The organism is Pseudomonas sp. Pse79, assembly GCF_024519615.1.
Lineage (GTDB): Bacteria > Pseudomonadota > Gammaproteobacteria > Pseudomonadales > Pseudomonadaceae > Aquipseudomonas > Aquipseudomonas veronii.
The window spans coordinates 106,043-122,871 of the sequence record NZ_JALJRR010000012.1; the positions used below are offsets into that span (position 1 = coordinate 106,043).

The 16,829-nt window shown below is 56.3% G+C and carries 14 protein-coding genes and 1 other RNA gene; 5 read left to right on the plus strand and 10 right to left on the minus strand.

Annotation, left to right across the window (positions count from 1 at the left end; genetic code table 11):
* Positions 1-43: 43 nt before the first annotated feature.
* The gene (locus tag NR164_RS16840; RefSeq protein ID WP_048512733.1) at positions 44-1,171 is read right to left on the minus strand and encodes a hypothetical protein; all 1,128 of its coding nucleotides are present in this window, start codon (positions 1,169-1,171) and stop codon (positions 44-46) included.
* Positions 1,168-2,145 carry a hypothetical protein gene (locus NR164_RS16845; RefSeq protein ID WP_212623011.1) on the minus strand — a complete coding sequence of 326 codons (978 nt, stop codon included), beginning with the start codon at positions 2,143-2,145 and terminating at the stop codon, positions 1,168-1,170. Before NR164_RS16845 ends, NR164_RS16840 begins: the two co-directional genes overlap by 4 nt.
* Before the next feature lie 246 nt (positions 2,146-2,391).
* On the opposite strand from NR164_RS16845, the gene NR164_RS16850 reads away from it, so the two are divergent.
* Complete coding sequence (locus NR164_RS16850) at positions 2,392-3,702, plus strand: hypothetical protein (RefSeq protein ID WP_256823013.1); 1,311 nt, start codon at positions 2,392-2,394, stop codon at positions 3,700-3,702.
* A gap of 396 nt (positions 3,703-4,098) precedes the next feature.
* Entirely contained in the window at positions 4,099-4,560 is a 462-nt protein-coding gene (gene mobI, locus NR164_RS16855; protein ID WP_034074007.1) for a conjugative transfer protein MobI(A/C), read from the plus strand.
* Between the two features lie 380 nt (positions 4,561-4,940).
* Here mobI and NR164_RS16860 read toward each other — a convergent pair whose 3' ends face one another.
* Both NR164_RS16860 and NR164_RS16865 read right to left on the minus strand, forming a co-directional pair.
* A complete protein-coding gene (locus tag NR164_RS16860) occupies positions 4,941-5,306 on the minus strand; it encodes a hypothetical protein (protein ID WP_042926707.1) in 366 nt (121 codons plus the stop codon).
* 541 nt (positions 5,307-5,847) lie between these two features.
* On the minus strand, positions 5,848-6,816 hold the full coding sequence (locus tag NR164_RS16865; protein ID WP_212623009.1) for an integrase: 969 nt from the start codon (positions 6,814-6,816) through the stop codon (positions 5,848-5,850).
* Positions 6,817-7,042: 226 nt separating this feature from the next.
* Between NR164_RS16865 and NR164_RS16870 the strand changes: the two genes are divergently transcribed.
* From NR164_RS16870 to NR164_RS16880, 3 genes are all read left to right on the plus strand, one after another.
* On the plus strand, positions 7,043-7,618 hold the full coding sequence (locus NR164_RS16870; RefSeq protein ID WP_212623008.1) for a recombinase family protein: 576 nt from the start codon (positions 7,043-7,045) through the stop codon (positions 7,616-7,618).
* Positions 7,619-7,746: 128 nt separating this feature from the next.
* The gene (locus NR164_RS16875) at positions 7,747-8,580 is read left to right on the plus strand and encodes a hypothetical protein (protein WP_256823014.1); all 834 of its coding nucleotides are present in this window, start codon (positions 7,747-7,749) and stop codon (positions 8,578-8,580) included.
* 98 nt (positions 8,581-8,678) lie between these two features.
* Complete coding sequence (locus tag NR164_RS16880; protein ID WP_212623006.1) at positions 8,679-12,476, plus strand: hypothetical protein; 3,798 nt, start codon at positions 8,679-8,681, stop codon at positions 12,474-12,476.
* Between the two features lie 6 nt (positions 12,477-12,482).
* On the opposite strand, the gene NR164_RS16885 is transcribed toward NR164_RS16880, so the two are convergent.
* The 6 genes from NR164_RS16885 to NR164_RS16910 all read right to left on the minus strand — a co-directional run bounded on the left by NR164_RS16885 (position 12,483) and on the right by NR164_RS16910 (position 16,745).
* On the minus strand, positions 12,483-12,704 hold the full coding sequence (locus tag NR164_RS16885) for a hypothetical protein (RefSeq protein ID WP_212623005.1): 222 nt from the start codon (positions 12,702-12,704) through the stop codon (positions 12,483-12,485).
* A 148-nt stretch (positions 12,705-12,852) separates the two neighbouring features.
* Positions 12,853-13,908 carry an AAA family ATPase gene (locus NR164_RS16890; RefSeq protein ID WP_212623004.1) on the minus strand — a complete coding sequence of 352 codons (1,056 nt, stop codon included), beginning with the start codon at positions 13,906-13,908 and terminating at the stop codon, positions 12,853-12,855.
* A complete protein-coding gene (locus NR164_RS16895; RefSeq protein ID WP_212623003.1) occupies positions 13,908-14,123 on the minus strand; it encodes an AlpA family transcriptional regulator in 216 nt (71 codons plus the stop codon). Before NR164_RS16895 ends, NR164_RS16890 begins: the two co-directional genes overlap by 1 nt.
* 462 nt (positions 14,124-14,585) lie before the next feature.
* The gene (locus NR164_RS16900; RefSeq protein ID WP_256823015.1) at positions 14,586-15,791 is read right to left on the minus strand and encodes an integrase arm-type DNA-binding domain-containing protein; all 1,206 of its coding nucleotides are present in this window, start codon (positions 15,789-15,791) and stop codon (positions 14,586-14,588) included.
* 173 nt (positions 15,792-15,964) lie between these two features.
* Positions 15,965-16,358, minus strand: a transfer-messenger RNA (tmRNA) gene (gene ssrA, locus NR164_RS16905).
* Positions 16,359-16,460: 102 nt separating this feature from the next.
* Positions 16,461-16,745 (minus strand): hypothetical protein, encoded by a 285-nt coding sequence (locus tag NR164_RS16910; RefSeq protein ID WP_046382031.1) that lies wholly within the window; start codon positions 16,743-16,745, stop codon positions 16,461-16,463.
* Positions 16,746-16,829 lie beyond the last annotated feature (84 nt).

Genomic DNA, 16,829 nt, shown 5'->3' on the forward strand with positions numbered 1-16,829 from the left:
CGAATCGATGAAGGCCATTGGGCATTCAGCCACCTCACCCTGTTCATGCTAGCTCTCCTTGCATTTCAGTACCTGCTTGAGCTTGCACTCTGAGTTCCTTGATAACCTTCGCAGCGGTTTCTTCGATGATGCCCAGATAGGTTTCTTTGTCTCCGGCGGTGACCGGCCGGATCGTCTTGGTGTACTCGAGTTCTACCAGCCGGTAGGCACCTCGGACGAAGTACTTGAAACCTTTTCCTTGCATCGGTTCCTCAAACGCTGCCTCAAATTCAACCATTGGCTGTGGTGCCTTGTGCAGCACGGAGCGCCAGATAATCGAGGTGATGAAGAAACCCTTCTTGGTCAGGCTCTGGTACTCCTCGGACGCTAGTAGCGTCTCGCCTTTTAGCGCTACGTTCTTGACCAGCGCCAATGCCTCTTCTTTGGCCACCTCCGCTTCTTGGTCATCGTCTAGGTCGAGCTCGTCCTCCTCTGGTTCCTGAGGCAGGCGCTCCACCTTCACGCTGGTTACGTTCTTCAATGAGAAGCCCGCTAGATTGCTGATCAGGGATGTAAAGAACTCTGTACGCAGGGCAGGGGACTGGAACTCGCCGAGCTCGATGCGGATGGCGGGGATTTCAGCTTTGGCCTTGGTATCCAGCTTGTGCTTGAGCTTGGAGTAGATGGTTTTCACACGATCATTGGCAGGCATCCGAATGACCGTCTTGTCTGCTGAGACGTGAAACTCGATCGAGGCCTCTTTGGGGGTGCGCTGGACAAGCCGTGTTTTGCCATAGTCGACGTCGGAGTACTTAATGTTGGCGACGACTTGGTTGCCGTCCTTTATTTGCTGAGTAACCTTCTCGTCCTCGGGAGACTCCTCAATGTATTCGCGGAGCACTTCCCGGATTCCTTCCACGGTCAGCGCAGTTGGCAGCGTCACGGAGGTGAGCTTTTCCTGTCGGCCGGAGTGCTCTCGCTGTTCCAATAGGGTGTTCAGATCATGATAGTCATGAGGGAGGAGAGAGATGGCGCTGACCAGGTCGTCCCGGCTGTCTTTGGCGGAGTAGAAAATCCCCCTGTCCTTTGCCAGTTCAAGCAGAACCTTTTCATTGATTTTCTGCTTGGCCGACATCAAAGCGTCGTGAATTTCCTTGTCCGTCGCACAGTACTGAAGCGCATTTTTGATCATTGGCGGGAGAGCTCCAGTTCACAGAAAGTGGTGCGTACGTGTTCAAGTTTGCCGAAGTCAATAGCATCCAGTATTTGCCTGAGATCGTCCCCGCCTTGATAGTCAGTTATGTACTGGTCTTTTGCCTTGGCGAAATTAGCAGAAGCGTTTTGGTGTGGGTCAACCAGGCGGATCGTGACCTCTGTTTCGGCCTTGATTACTTGGTAGTGCATCAGGTACTCAATGAGGTAAAGAAACTCATCGGTCGTGATTCCCCTCTTACGCATGAAGATCACGAAGCCCTGCTTGCTTCCCTTTTTTGGGTTCACGTAGGACAAAATAATCCAAGGCGCGGTCAGCATATCTAGCGTCGCAGCTTTGGCGTGTTCGAGCTGGACGTTCTTCCTGCGAACCAGATGGGGATAATAGAACTTACAGTAATCCCGCTCTGGTAGTAGACCGGCACCGCCGCGCAGATGGATGATCTCGTGGTGAACGTTGTTCAGCCAGTAAATATCCTCAGGGCCCATCACAACGATCTTGGAGCCCTTTGGGATATCCAAGTCTTCGCATTTCACCTTTTCAAGGATCTTGGCGAAGTCCTTGTCATACTCGTTATCGTGGTTGTAGACGAAAAGCAGTCCCTGGATATTCGCCGATACATCCGGATGGATGTAGGTGTCGCTGAACTCCTGGCTGATCTCGGCGCACCGCAGGCTCCTGGCTAGGCTCTCGATTGCCTCCCGGATGGCCTGTGTTTTGATGGTGCCCTTCGCGTAACTCTTGAGGTCGCAGTTCACATAGGTGCGAGACTGGGAGTACGGCTCGTTATACCAAAAGACGACATCGGAGGGATGGGTCTTGACCTCGTGGGTTTCTTGATGCTCGCACGGCCAATTGATATTGGTGTGCTCCATGCGACCCCAGAGAAACTCGTTGAAAATTCCCTTCGATAGCTTTTCTGCCATCTTCGCGATGTTTATCGTCTCGGCCATAATTCCCTGGGCTCTTTAATGTTGGTCAAAGCGGCGCTAGCACCGTGATGGCACTTATAATAGCGCAGTGAACACGATGGATAAGCCGAGTACAAGGTGATTACCTGTTCGCTTGGTATCACGCCTCTGCGCAGGATCAATCCGACACAAAAAATCGGGGACTCGATGAGTATCTTTGTTGGACAGCAAACGCCACAGACCCGTCTGCGAATCTGGTCCCAGTACGCCCCGGCCATTGAGCGGCACATGCGCGCGGCCGCCGAAGAGGCACGACACGACTATTTTGAGTATCTGTACGTACATCGTGACGATAGTCGACGGACGATCCAGCTGTTCGCCGGCAACCACCCGATATCGGCGAACGATGACGGAAGTCCCCTGACGGAAGGCGGTGCGGCGCTCGTGTTGTCACAGGACATCCAGTTTGGCCACGTCGCGGCCTTAATCTATCCCTACGAAACGTCCCTAGGCGCAGGGAAGCCAATTTTCTGGGGCTTCTTCGACAGTCCGACGGATGCCATCGCAGGTAAATGGCTCGATCGCGCAGTGCATGACTTCGCCCGTTGCTGCCGCGCATCCAGCATCGTAGACCAGACGGCTTATCCTTCCGATCGGTTGCGAATGCGGTGGCTCAAATTTCGAAGCTGGGCGCTCTGTTTTCGCGGCCGCTTCCCCGGTGGTACGAAGCTGATCTGCGCCAAGCCGTCGTGGGGCCGGAGGATCATAGCAGGCATTTTTGTCGTCCTTACCACGGTAACCGCGTTGCTTAATCTGCCGAGTATGGTGGCGACGTTATCAGGCTACACCGTGCCTAGGTTATGGGCTTTGTTGCATGATGGGCCTGCAGTTGACAGCGCCCCTCCTTCTGGATCAGAAGTGTCAGGCTCTGTGGCATCCCCGGCAGCAAACAGTTCCCAGAAAGCAATTCCGCGCCAGACAGAGCCAGCTATTACGCCAGCAGTGATAGGTGTTGAGATGCCCGTCATTTCCGGCTGGTACACGTTCTGTCCAACCTCGGCTGACCAAGGTAGCCCAAAACTTCTGGATCTCCTTTATGACGTAAGAGCGAATGCCGGCAAAGTGGCCTTCTTCGATATACAGGTGGACGTCGACTGCATCTTGGGTAGGCAGCCGGACTATGAGGCTGCGTTCAGCAGGATCGAGGACGCAGACGAGGTAATTTACCTCTTGCGCGTGCCCCTAGTAATGGACGGCGCTCCTGTCACGCCCGGGCAATGGATTAGTGGTAAGCGCGATCCCTCCGTTCTGCGTGCCATGTACAGCGACAATGGTTCCGCGATAGCGATACACAATGGGAACGACAGTCGTAATCCTCTGTCACGTTTCCAGCCCCATGTTGAGGGAAGCAGCGACATCCTCTTCGGGCCCTATGCGATAAAGGAAAGCTCCGACGACGATGCCATCACGTTCGATCTGAACGCTTCGTTTCTTGACAGTGCCGCTCTGCAGCAGGCGACCATTATCGCGGAAGAACTCCGTGCTACCCGTGCGCTGCCTACGACTTTGCCTTCGCCAGTTGGGAAAGGCGGGTCATAACCGTTTTTTCTGCGCAACTGCCATTCTGCTTGTGGTTGGGAATGTTTGCGAACCAACAGGGTAATGTTCGAAGTGCGAGCTGCAAAGATCCGACGTGGGGCGGAAGCCGTCGATCAGAAGGACCAGCTCTTGGCCATTACCTGCCTATCGTCACTTTGACATTCGTTGATTCCGTTCAATTTTGAGCCAGAGCATCCGTCGTCGTCTGTTATGCATCCTTTGCGCGTAATGTTGCTGTACGTCTGCAATGTCATCATCTAACACGCGGCAGAGCGGCAGCGGTGCATTACCAACTCCGCTTCCGTAAGTTTCCGACGATAAAACCGTCTGAAATCGAATTCCGGGTGCTCAGCGATCCGTCACCATTTGGCTCTTACAAAGAAGAGAGCCTTCGTCATGAGCAAAGAAGCACAAGCGATAGTCACCCTGCTGGATCAGCAGTACGAGCAGTTGCTTACGGACGCGAGATGCCTGGTAGCAAGCTATGTGGATGCGTCCATGAAGCTGTACAAAAAGACCGGGGTCAAATCTGTTGTGGCCGGCGTATCAATCAAGCAGGTGAGCCCGAATGCGTATTCGATCTACTGGTGCAAGCTGGTGCCGCTGCAAGGACAAAAAAACAAATTCGCGCCCCTGACTATTGCCAAGGGGAATGGCAAACATAAATACCCGGCTTCCTCGTTTGAGTTTGTTGAATATCCATACCGTCACCTCGTTCTGCAAGTTGAGGGGCGGCTTGCGGAGATTCGCCGCGTTGCGAGCGAGAATCGTCAGCTACGTCGGACGTTGGTCGCTTATGAGAAGAAGCTGTCTAGATACCAAGCGCTTAATCATGGCGACCTCTATTCGGCAGGGTAGCGGCTGAGTACCTATAAGCAGTGCCGAACAGATTTGACCCGATTGTAAATCCCGAAAGCCCCGTGCAGCTTGGTCTGGCGGGGCTTTTTCGTATCAGCAGTGAACTACGGCGAGATATATTGCTGCGCTTGATCAGGGAAGGCGACGGGTTCGGGCTATAAGCAGTGTAGGGCGCTAAATCTATTCGCTGTCAGCCAGCAGGCCCATGCAGGCGGGGGGCGGAGGCCGTATTTGCTATTAGCAGTGACGCTTAAGACCAAGTCAGCCGGCCAGCTTTGATCTGTATTAGTAGTGAAAGGCTTCACTTTCATAAAATAAACATTGGTAGGTGCCGTTCCAACTGGTACCTGTGTCGCGCAGCGGGTGGTGACGGTAACGCGCTACCCCTCGCTGCCTCGCTGCTGTTCGAATGCAATACGGTTCATTACGCAGATGGGGATGGGGTAGCCCTGGATGTGGGTCGTGAGAGCCTCGTTGCCTGCGATCACCATGATGCAGGATAGGCCTCTGCGAAAGCGCATCCCTCGTCCCGAGTAGTTGCGCGGGATGATCTCCCATGATTCGTCGTCGTAGTAACAACCAACGATTTCTGACCAGCGTAATTGGATGCCCGCGCCCATGATGCCTACTGGGGCCAGGCAGAAAATTTCTACCTGGGTTTCCTGCCCAAGAGGTACAGCGTAAATCCGACCGTTTGGTGCAATAGGTGGGAAGTACTGCCCGTTACCAAGGTGACGAAATTCCATGGTGCTGCTCCGGTTAGATGAGGTCGCTAAACACTCTCCGGTAGCTTTCGGAAAACCCAAGATGAGATGCTGCCCATGAGTCCGCGCACGGGTTTTAGCGTACTCGGCAAGCTAGCTCGCCACACGGAGGGCGTGCATGTCGCTGATCTAAACGCCTCGGCGCTCCGGTCACTTTCGCTTTGGTGCGGAGATTAACAGCCCTTCCGAAGTCATCCCATGACCTCATAGGCTTGAGGAAATACTGCGTATCGCCGCGGTAGGGGGCTTGTCGATGGATTGGGTAAGCGCCCGCTGCCAAGGGGCAGCGGGCAGTTTGTTGCAGGTATCTGGTCGCTCCGCTGAAGGCTCAATCGTCGCTGTGCTTCTTGTCCAGGTACGCTGCGACCATATAGCCAATTACACCTGCGATCGTCAGCGCACTGATGACGGCAAGCACGGCATATACAAGCAATTCAAAACGATCCATACCCTGACTCCTTTGTTTCGAGGTCTGCCAAGGTTAAGGGCGTCTGATCTAAACCCAAATCTGCTGTGTGATGGCTTAGCGATTGGTACCGGCGGCTTCCTTCCTCAGGTTGGCTCGGGCACCGACGTACGCATCAGTTTCCCAGACACGCATAATCCCGAGCTCGTAGGCGACGTGATTCCGGGCCTCCAGATCCTCATCGTGGGGAGCTTTTCCCTCTAGAATCGGGGCGTGGTGACCAGACAATCGCCGGTAGAGCTCGCAGGCATATGCCGCGCGACAATCATCAATATTTAGTCCGTGAGAAAGTAAAAGCTCTTGCGCGGCAGGTAGGTTCTTTAATTTCCATGTACGCCAAGCTGCTGGTGTCGCGTGACTGCTGCCCTGAAGTTTTTGAAATGCCGCGGCCTTCTCCAAAATTACAATTTGCTCAGGGGCAGAAATATTAATGATCCGATGCTCATGTTTATCTTTGCTGAACACATAAAAGATGCTTTCTTCTTCGGCGTCCTTGTGAGCATCTTCTGCGTTGAAGAAAAAAGCCTCAAGCAATGACATGCCAAGGTATCGAACTGACCTGATTAATGTTGCTAGCTGCTCTGAGTAGAGAGCCTGAATATCCACCATCGCGGCTTCAAACTTAGTTCGGTCAAGACTGCGCGGTACGGTAATCCGTGCATGGCTTGGAAAGCCAAGACGGCTACCGACGTTAGCCGCTGCGCCTTTCCAGCGCCCATTAGTTGCGAAGCCCATCACTGCATATACAGTCTCAAGCAGGCCTGACACGCTTTCCAGCGGGAGATTTCCTTGGTATGCCTGGATATATAGCTCTTCCCCGTACTCCCTCACCAATTTTTTATTGACGAATTCCAGGATATCTACCTCATGAGACTCGTTGGCATAAACACTAAACTGCGCCCATTGCTGTTCGTGGATCATGGCCTCGTGCTGACTGAGAAGCCCGCGTCGGACTGCCTCCCTGAGAATTGCCGAGCCGGCCTTGGTCAAGTCCCGATCAAAATGTCCGTGGAAACTCTGCTTCATGGTCATTCCTCCATTCAGCTCAGGTGCTGAGCTGCTGAAGGAAATGTTGAGCGAGGAAAAATATTCTGGGGTTCGTTTTCGGTCGCTTTCAGCGTCTGAAATTGACGAGCGCATCCGTCCCGTAAACGGTCGTTTACGGCACACATATTCCAGCTGATCTTTTGGACTTGGGATTTACCGCTTTCCTGTCACTTTTCCCGTACCGAAATCAGTGAGAGAAAAACGTATGGGAAAGCGGATTGGATATGCCCGAGTGTCGACTGATGATCAGAACCTCGACCTGCAGCGAGATGCACTTGCTCTGGCTGGGTGCTCAACAGTCTACGAGGAGACCATGAGCGGCAAGTCGGCGGACAGGCCGGAGCTGGGGCATTGCCTTAAAGCTCTGCGTAACGGTGACACTCTGGTTGTCTGGCGACTGGACCGCCTCGGTCGCTCTTTGCCTGACTTGGTTGGGATTGTCAGTAGCTTGGAGCAGGAAGGGGTGGCCTTCGAATCCATAGCCGAACGAATCGAAACCACCAGCGCTGCCGGCAAGCTGATCTTTCACGTGTTCGCTGCCCTGGCTGAGTTTGAGCGCAACCTCATTCGAGAACGAACTCGTGCAGGACTGGCTGCGGCTCGTGCCCGTGGGAGAAAAGGTGGACGCAAGCCTGCGCTGGATGATCGTCAGGTGCGTGAGATACGAGCTCTTCTCAGAGATCCTGAGATACAGGTGACCGATGTTGCCCGACGGTATGGCGTTTCTCGAACAACGCTTTACCGCTACGTCGGTTCGCCGAAATCATCTGCGGTCGTTTAAGTGGTGCTGGTATTTTCCGCTGAAGTTGCTCAGATAATTTTGGGCGCTATGACCTGGCAGGCAAGTGAAGGATGTCTCCGGCGTTCTACGTGTGCCGGACTACCACTGAATAAAAATAGGGAGTTTTCATGTCGGTGCTTTTTTCTGTGAAGGGATGCGTTGGTACCTTGCTGTTGGTTGCGTTGGTGGGTTGCTCCAGTACCCCGAAGGTCACGTTGCCAGAACCTAAAGATGTTCCTCGCGAAAAATGGTCCGATGCCATGTTGGTTCTGGAAGCCATGCGCATCGATGGTCAGCGCGATATTCCAAGGGTAATGGTCGGGAATGAAGTAGATAACCTGAGCGCGCCGCGATCTTCGGGAAGCTCTGGAGGTTTAGCAACGGCGGGTTTGGGATACGTGTCGCCTCCAACTGGTTTTAGCAGCGGAGGCGCAGCCTCTCTTGGCGTCGGGTTATTCTTGCTGGGTGGTGGCAGTGCTGGCCCTGTCTATCACTACCAGGTTGCTGCGTGGGTGCCTGAGGAACTCGCGTCTAACCCAAAGGAGGCATCTGCGTTGGTCAGGTCGGCCTGGCTTGATGCGAGAGAAAAATACTTTGGTGGAAAAATCTCAAAGTTGCGTCATGAGCCGGCTAAGTACGCTGACGGATCAGGCAAGAAATACGACAGGCTTGCAGATTTGGCTGCTGGGAACCCTACGCCGTTCGACGCTCCGGCGAGCGTTGCGCCAGCATTCATTTCGGCCGAGAAAGCCTACGGCCCGATTTTCCTGACCGATCCCTCAGGCGAACTATTTGCTGACGCTAACAGAGCTGATAAGGACGGCATGGATGCGCTGGCGGGTATTGCTCGCCACCTGCCCGAATGGATGTATGCATACTATCCTGGACGGAATTGGCCTAAGGACTTCCGACCTGCCGCGATTTACAACAAGAACGGCAATCTCTATTTCATTGGGAAGTAGTTTTTAGCTGAACTGCATGGCTGGCGGTGAGCCTGTAAATCACGACAGGCTCTATCTACGCGATCATTGACTGAATCTACCTAGGAAGGCCGGGGAAAATGCTCGAAGTAACAGGTGCCGATATCACCAATCTGGGCGATGCCGATTTGCGCACCCTCGTCGCCCGTCTTGCACTGGCGGAGCTGCGAAAACAGGGCTGTCCCCTGTCGGCGGTCACCGCAGGCGGCAATCAGGACGCTGCGGATGGCGGACTCGATGTGCGCGTGCAGTGTCCCGCGCCGATTGCAAACCCCGACTTCGTGCCGCGGTCATGCACCGGCTTTCAGGTGAAGAAGCCGGACATGCCAGCAGGCGCCATCGAAGGCGAGATGCGGCCGAAGCCCAAGGGTGGCGTCGACGGGAAGCTGCGGCAGGTCATCTGCGAGCTCGCCGCAGAATCCGGCGCCTACATCATCGTCAGTTCGCAGGGGTCTGTCGCAGATAAGCCGCTTGCAGATCGGCGTTCGGCGATGCGCGCCGCGCTGCACGATCTTCCCGAAGCCAGTGATCTCCATACCGACTTCTACGACCGCGATCGCATCGCGACCTGGGTCAACGAATATCCGGGCATCGCCGCCTGGGTCCGCAACCGCGTCGGCCTCGGTCTGTCGGGCTGGAGCAGCATCGGGGGATGGACCGGAACGCACGTTGCCGAGGATACTTCCTATCTATCCAACGACAAGGCTTGCCTGACCGATGAACGCTCGCGTGAACGCGAGCAACTGACGATCGCCGAAGGTATCAAGGGTCTTCGCGCCGCGCTTCGCACCCCGAAGCAATGTATCCGGTTGATCGGCATGTCCGGCTTGGGCAAGACGCGTTTGGTCCAGGCGCTGTTCGAGAGCGAGGTTGGTGAGGAGCCGCTCGATCCGAGCCTCGCAATCTATACCGACTATTCGGCCGAAACCCATCCCACCGCGCACGACATGGCACGACAGCTCGTTCTGCGCGGGCAACGAGCCATCCTTATAGTCGATAATTGCAATCCGGCCACTCACACCGAGCTCACTCGCATCTGCTCGGAAAGCACGAGCACCGTCAGCCTTCTCACCGTCGAATATGATGTTCGCGACGACGAGCCCGAGCGAACCGAAGTCTTCCGGCTGCAGTCCGCCTCGCCCGACCTGGTCGCAGAATGGCTCGAGCGATCCTTCCCGGACGTGTCCGAGATCGACCGGCGAACCATCGCTGACTTCAGCGATGGCAACTTCCGCGTGGCACGCGCGCTGGCAGAAACGCTCGGTAAGGGTGAGACACTGGGCAAGCTCAAGAGCCGCGAGCTGTTCGAGCGAATCTTCCAGCAGCGCAATCAGCCCGATCAGAATTTATTGAATGCGGCGGAAGAGTTGTCGTTGCTCTATTCGGTCAACGGCGAGGACACCTCATCCGATGGCGAACTCGCGCGCATCGGCGGCCTGCGATCGGTGAGCGCGGCGACGCTTTACGCCGCACTTGCGGAGCTTCGCCGACGCGGCATCGCACAAGTGCGCGGCCGCTGGAAGGCGATCCTCCCACACGCGATTGCGAACCCGCTTGCCACATTCGCGCTCCAACGGATACCGCCGTCGGACTTCGAACGGTTCAGCGCCTCGCTGACGCCACGCATGCAGACGTCGCTCTCCCGCCGTCTGGGCTATCTTCATGATAGCCCAGAGGCTCAGGCAGCGGTCGCGCGCTGGCTGCGAAGCGATGGGCCGCTCGGGGACCTCGTGACGCGTGGCAAAGAAGGCCTCGAGATCCTGACCAATATCGCCCCAGTTGCGCCAGAGGCGGTGCTGGCGAAAATCGAACACGAACTGGATGGTCCCAACGGGGCAACATTGCTGTCGTCGAACGAGCCGACCCGGTGGCAATGGATCCGCCTCATCAAGACGCTCGGCTATGAGCAGCACATGTTCGAGACCGCCGCGACGCTGCTCGCCCGCTTCCTCGCCGCCGAGCCTGCCGACCAAAATCAAAACTCCGCCCGCGACGCGTTTGCCGAGCTCTTCCACCTGTATCTATCCGGGACCCAGACTCCACCCGAGCAACGGCGCGCGTTAGTGCGTCTGCTGGCGAAATCCGGTGATGCAGACAAGCGCCGCTGTGCATCCGTCGCGCTTGACGCGCTTCTGACCGCGCACAATTTCACCTCGTCGAGCAGCTTCGATTTCGGAGCACGGTCGCGCGACTGGGGATGGCGTCCGAAGCTGAACAAGGACGTGTGGGATTGGTACGACAGCGCTATCGATCTCGCCGTCGAGCTGTCGTCAGTCCTGAATGACGCGCGTATCACGCTTGCCGGCAGTGTGCGCGACCTTTGGCATTTTGGCGCCTGCCACGACGCCTTGGATCGCGCGGCGAGCACGTTCGTCAAGGTGAAGCCCTGGATCGAGGGCTGGATCGCATTCCGCACCTGCCTCCGCTTCGAAGGCAACGCGATGCCCGAGCCAGTGCGAAAGCGGCTCGAGGCGATCATCCAACGGCTCAAGCCGTCCGACCTCCTCCATCAGGCGCGCGCGGTCGTGCTCAATCGTAGCATTGGCGGCTGGGAAGTTGCGGACGGCGAGCCGGACGATGGGGATGTGATGAAGCCGTGGCACAGGGCCGCCCAAATGGCTCAGGATGTCGGCCGGCAATTGGCGCACGATTCCGAGACGCGCGCCGAATTCCTGACCGAGCTGATGGTCGAACCCCATGCCCAGCGCGCGCTCGAGTGCGGACGCGGCCTCGCCGAAGGTGCGAGTGACCTTGCCGAGATCTGGCGCGATCTGGTCGGTCATTTCGAGGCGGCGGAGTCTAAGAGCCGCAATGCGACTGTGCTCGGCGGGTTCATCTACGAAGCGCATCAGCGTGACACTGGCTTTGCCGAAACCAGCTTGGAAGCCGCGATCGAGAACCCGGCACTGGCCCGCTCGCTTCCTTATCTTCAGGCGCGGATTGGGATCGACGAGGCAGGAATCGCGCGGCTGCGACGCGCGATCGAGAAAGGGGCACTTCAGTCCTTCGACTTCATGAGCATCGCCAACGGCACCGTTGGCGATTCACCGCCGGAGGCATTAGCTCTCCTGCTGCTCGATATTGCGGATCTGCCGGACGGGGTCGAGATCGCGCTCGATATCCTGCACATGCACTTCTATCGCGACCGCGAAGCCGGCCGGCAGCGCAATCCGACGTTGATCGCGCTCGGCCGCAACCTGCTGCGCCGCACCGATTTCAGCAAGAAGGGCACTTTGCGCGACTATGGCCTGCACACGATCATTCGGGTTTGCTGTACGGGGAGCGACGGTGAAGCGACGGCTCGCGATGTCTGTGCAAATATCCGCGGCGCGATGGAGGTCTGCTATCTTTCCCGTCATGATTTGAGCCATGTGCTGAAGGCGCTGTTTGAGACCCACCCCGCTGCGGGGCTCGATATGTTCCTCCTACCTGAGATGACATCGCGAAACCACCGGCTGTTCGATGCGGACTTCAGCTTCGGCACACCGGTCGAGAACATGGACCCGGCGGTCCTGCGCCAATGGGCGGACCAGGATGCGGCGACGCGCTATACGTTGCTCGGCCGTGCCATCTCGATGTTCAGGCGAAAGATCGACGACGAGGAGGATAACGGCATCTCGCCGCTGTTTCTCGATATGCTCAATTATGCGCCGGACAAGCGCGCCTTTCTCGGCGATTTCTGGACTCGTCTCCATCCTCGGAGCTGGAGCGGCTCGCTTGCCGACATCCTTGCCCGTCGCAAGGCTCAGGTGTTGACGTTCCGCGAAAGCCCGTATGCCGATGTCCGGCAATGGGTGGATGCCATCCTCCCCGAGCTAGACCGGCGTATCGATCATGAGCGCAGCCGCGACCGCGAGGGCGAGGAAAGTTTTGAGTGACGTCGTTCAGAACTGGAACAAGCTGTACAGGTCGCCGTCACCTCCGTCGCCGAACGCGCGCGTCATCGAATATTCCTGCGCCTTGAGCGTCGTCGCCTCTGCGCGAATGGCGTCGAGCGTCAGCAGGGCATGGTCGCCGCCAGCGATCGCGATCTCGAGTTCTGACTTCGTTTGCCGCATGCGCAATGACGACGACTGCTTACGCCCATTCGGCAAAGCGGCTTTCACCACCGCTAGCCGCTTCGCTCTTTGTTACGACTGCGCATTCTCGGGCTGCGTCCATATTAGGATTTCCCTGGTCGTGAGGCGAAGGCGCTCAATAAAACGAAGGTGCTCAACACTAGTATTGAGCATCTTCGGGGGGAGGTGAGCACCTTCAGAGGGCGGTGGGCAGCTCCCATACCCATCCGCCTTGCATGCCCACCTTGCATGAGCGGATACCTAGCTGTTTCTGCGCTCTACGTATTGATGCCCAAGAGATGCATGACTCCTCAGCTAAAGACTGCAGCGCAGTGATCGAGACAGGGCCTGCTTGCAGCGTGGCTTCAAGAAAGCTGCAAGCTTCTTGAGTCGCTGATACTGGTCTCGCTCCACCCGTTCGCTCGATATCCGCCAAAATAGTTTCAGCGCTTCCTTCGACGGCCTCTCCCCACCGGATGCAGGTTGTTTCCAGCTGCTCGCCTATCACGATGGGCTTAACGAAATACTCTATCCCCCCTATATCGATCGAAACGTTCGACTTGGCCCGGACAAGCACCCGAGCTTCAGAGTTATTAGCTTTCCCGGCCACCAGTACCGTGCGAGCAAGTGCTGAGAATGCCTGGCTGCCGATGACTCGATCAGCTACAGAGGACTGAGAGGCGCTTTTGCTGAGGTGAGATATACCGAGCACGGAGCAGCAATGCTGTTCGGCAAAATCCACCACCATCTGTAGTCCCTGCCGAACTTCGTTGGCTCGGTGCATGTCCCCACGGATGAGATTGATCAGTGGGTCGAAAATCAGCAATGAAACGCCGTCAATCCGTGCGGCTGCCTCATTTAAAAGGGTAAAGTTGGCTGCAGGATCAAACTGTCGCCTGTTCCCACGCTGATCACTGAGCCCCTCGATGATGTGCACGCGGGTTAGGTCGGCATCTGCAGCCGTAAGGCGAGGAATGATCGTGTCAGCTATACCATCCTCGCCGCTCCAGATTACGATGTTGCCTGCGACCTCACATTTGCTGCCGTCTGGCCAGTCACCACCTCTACTGAGCGTGGCGGCCAGCGATATCGCAAGCGTGGTTTTACCGCATCCACCTGCGCCGGCAAGAATGGATAGCTTTGCCCTTGGCAACCAGCCTGGCCATATCCACTGGATTTTTTCCACTGGAATATCTACTGCCGCTGTGAGTTCTACCATCCAGCCCGGCTGTTGAGGTGTTCGGCGCTGCATTACAGCGCCTCCCTTTGCCGAATCCAAGCCTGGATTTCACTGTTCCGCCAGCCGACGCTGGAGCCGCACAAAAGGCGTTGGCGCGGGAAATGGCCCTCCGATATTTTGCGATAGATTGTTGAGCGTTTTAGGCCGACGATTGACTCGACATCGCGTAAACGAAGAATTTTGTCATCGTCGCTGACGTCGTCAAAGTTGCTAACGTGCATTGCCATAGGTTTGAGTCCTAGGTCCTGAAGCGTGAGGTAGCGCCCTCCGGCACTACTGCTAAAAAGGGTAAAAGACGGATATCGGCTGGCTATATAGCGAGCACGGGCATTTGCCACACGCATAGGTATATGCGCGTTTCCGAGATTAATGTTCGGTAGCGTCGGAGGTCGTTGTGGGCTACAGAAATTCTAGGGCCGTGAGGCTTCTAGGGGCAGAACGGACTGAGGGCGTTCATGCCAGATGCGCAAATCAACCGATTGCAGTTGATGCGGCCCGTTCAGCGAATGCGAACGAGGCGAAAGTTTTTAACGTCGTTACCAGGGCGACGTGGCGGACCGTTGCGGATCAATAGGGATCGCTAGGGACGGACGATTTTTAACATGCGAGTATGTTCGATAGCAACTCGCATGTTCCTCTCCTTGGTTGGGTAGGTACTGGCCCGACCAAGGACACAGTTGACAGAGCATTCAGCTCTTTATCGAGTCCAAATAGTCGGCCCAGATCTGCATCATTTCATGGCGCTCCGGCAAGAAGGTGGTTCGATCGTATGCACGTCCCAGCGGATTTTTTACCGTATGAGCAAGCTGATGCTCCAAGAGATCGGGACGAAACCCCAGCACCTCCGCACCTATGGTTCTCGCTGTCGCACGAAAGCCGTGCCCTGTCATTTCGTCGCCGCTGATGTCCATGCGGCGTAACGCACTTAGTACGGCATTGTTGGACATCGGCCGGTCGCCTCCTCGTGCCGAGGGGAAGGCGTATCGATGTCTGCCGGTGAGTGGTTTCAGCTCGCGCAGAACCGCGACTGCCTGTTGGCTGAGAGGAACCAAATGATCCGGCCGATCCTGTTTGGTAGCAGTGAGCCCTTTCATCTTGTGGCCGGGAATCAACCACTCGCCCGCGTCCAGATTGACCTCCGACCACTCCATGTGGCGCAGGTCACCGGGCCTGCAGAACAGCAACGGGGCCAGTTTGAGTGCACAACAAACTGGCAGTGTTCCCGTGTAGCTATCCAGTGCTTTGAGCAGTGCACCGAGTTTTTCAGGATCGGTCACGGCGGCAAAGTGTTTCACCCGCTTGGCTGGGAGTGTACGAGAGAGGTTACCAATCTGGTTGGGTGGGGTGATTCCGGCAGCTTCGGCGAACTCGAAAATCTGTTTGTAGATTTGGGCTACACGACGCGCCGTCTCGCGAGCACCGCGCTTGATGATGCGCTGGAGGTTCTCGACCAGCATGGGCGTGCTGATGCTGCTGATCGGGAGTTTTCCCAGCCAGGGGTAGGCATTGAGCTCAAGGCGCTGCCGCACCGTGCGGGTGTACTCCGGATCCCAGGTTGACTCGCGAATAGTGAGCCATTGCTTTGCGACCGATTCAAAGGTGTGTTGGTGATCGAGCTGGCTGACTACCTTGGCCATACGCCGTTGCAGCGAAGGGTCTTGGCCGCCTGCAAGCTGGACACGAGCATCGTCACGTTTGCGTCGGGCCTCCTGCAAGCCGACCTCTGGATAAACACCAAGAGCTAGGCGTTTTTCCTTTCCCAGAAAACGGTACTTTAAGCGCCAGTAACGTCCTCCATTGGGCTGTACTTCTAGGTACAAGCCCTGTTCGTCATACAAGCGGTACGGCTTGTCTTGGGGCTTGGCGTTGCGGCAGTTGGTGTCTTTCAGGGGCATTGGGGGCACATCCTCTCCGAGCGAGCTGATGAGCGTTTTATGCCCCCATATATGCCCCCGTCAACTGTGGGATGCCCTGGGATCAGGTGGGAAAACGCGGGCAAGAAAAAAGCCGTAAAGCTTTGATTTCTCTAGGCTTTACGGCTTTTCTGGGTCTTCCTGGGAAGACTAAATGGTGGAGCCGGGGGGATTTGAACCCCCGTCCGCCAGTACTCCGCTGTCGGTACTACATGCGTAGCCGTGTCTATTAAGTTAACCCTCAGCGACCCGACGGGCAGGGTGCTTTGGGCGAGTTGTGTAAGTTTTAGCCGCTTCGTCCACAACGTACTGCACGGCGATTCTGTTCTATATGACAATCATTTTGGGTTTACAGACATCCCCTGATGATTGCTGGACCCGAAGGTACCAGGAGGGAAGGGCTAAGGCTGCTTACGCAGCGAGAGCGTATTCCCCGTAGGTTTCGTCATTGGCAACTATAGAAAGTTGCAACAGTGGATTTACGAGTTCTGTTACCAACTCGGCATGCACCTAAAGTTTCGCGACCGGCGTCGAATCCTAAACGGCCCCGTGCTTGTAACTCGTTGTTTCTTAGTGAGTGACAAGCCTGTGCAGTGTACGCCAAACGGTCACAGAAGGCCAACCCGAAGGTTGGCCATGAGCGTCGAGGTGTTACTGATTGGCGCCTTTGTCGCTGTTCTGTAGGTCTTGCAGGGCTTTGGACGTGATCTCTATGCACCTCTTGTCATCACCTGCTGCTTGGGCGGCTTTGGCTTGAGACACGGCGGTGTCGATTTCGCCGCTTTTGCCAGTGGTGTCGGTGGCGAGCAGGGCTTTGCCGTTGTTGATTTTGTCGAGATTAATCTGACAAAGCTGGTCGGTTTTTCCGGCGGCAAACGCCGGTGAGGCCAGCATCGCAGCGGTAATGAACACGCCAGCAAGAGCGGAATGCTTCATAAGGGTATCTCCTTGCGAAAAAGGGCTCGACGCTGCTGGCGTTCAAGGGCTGCCAGCGACATCACTGATGAGCCTCGATCGCCG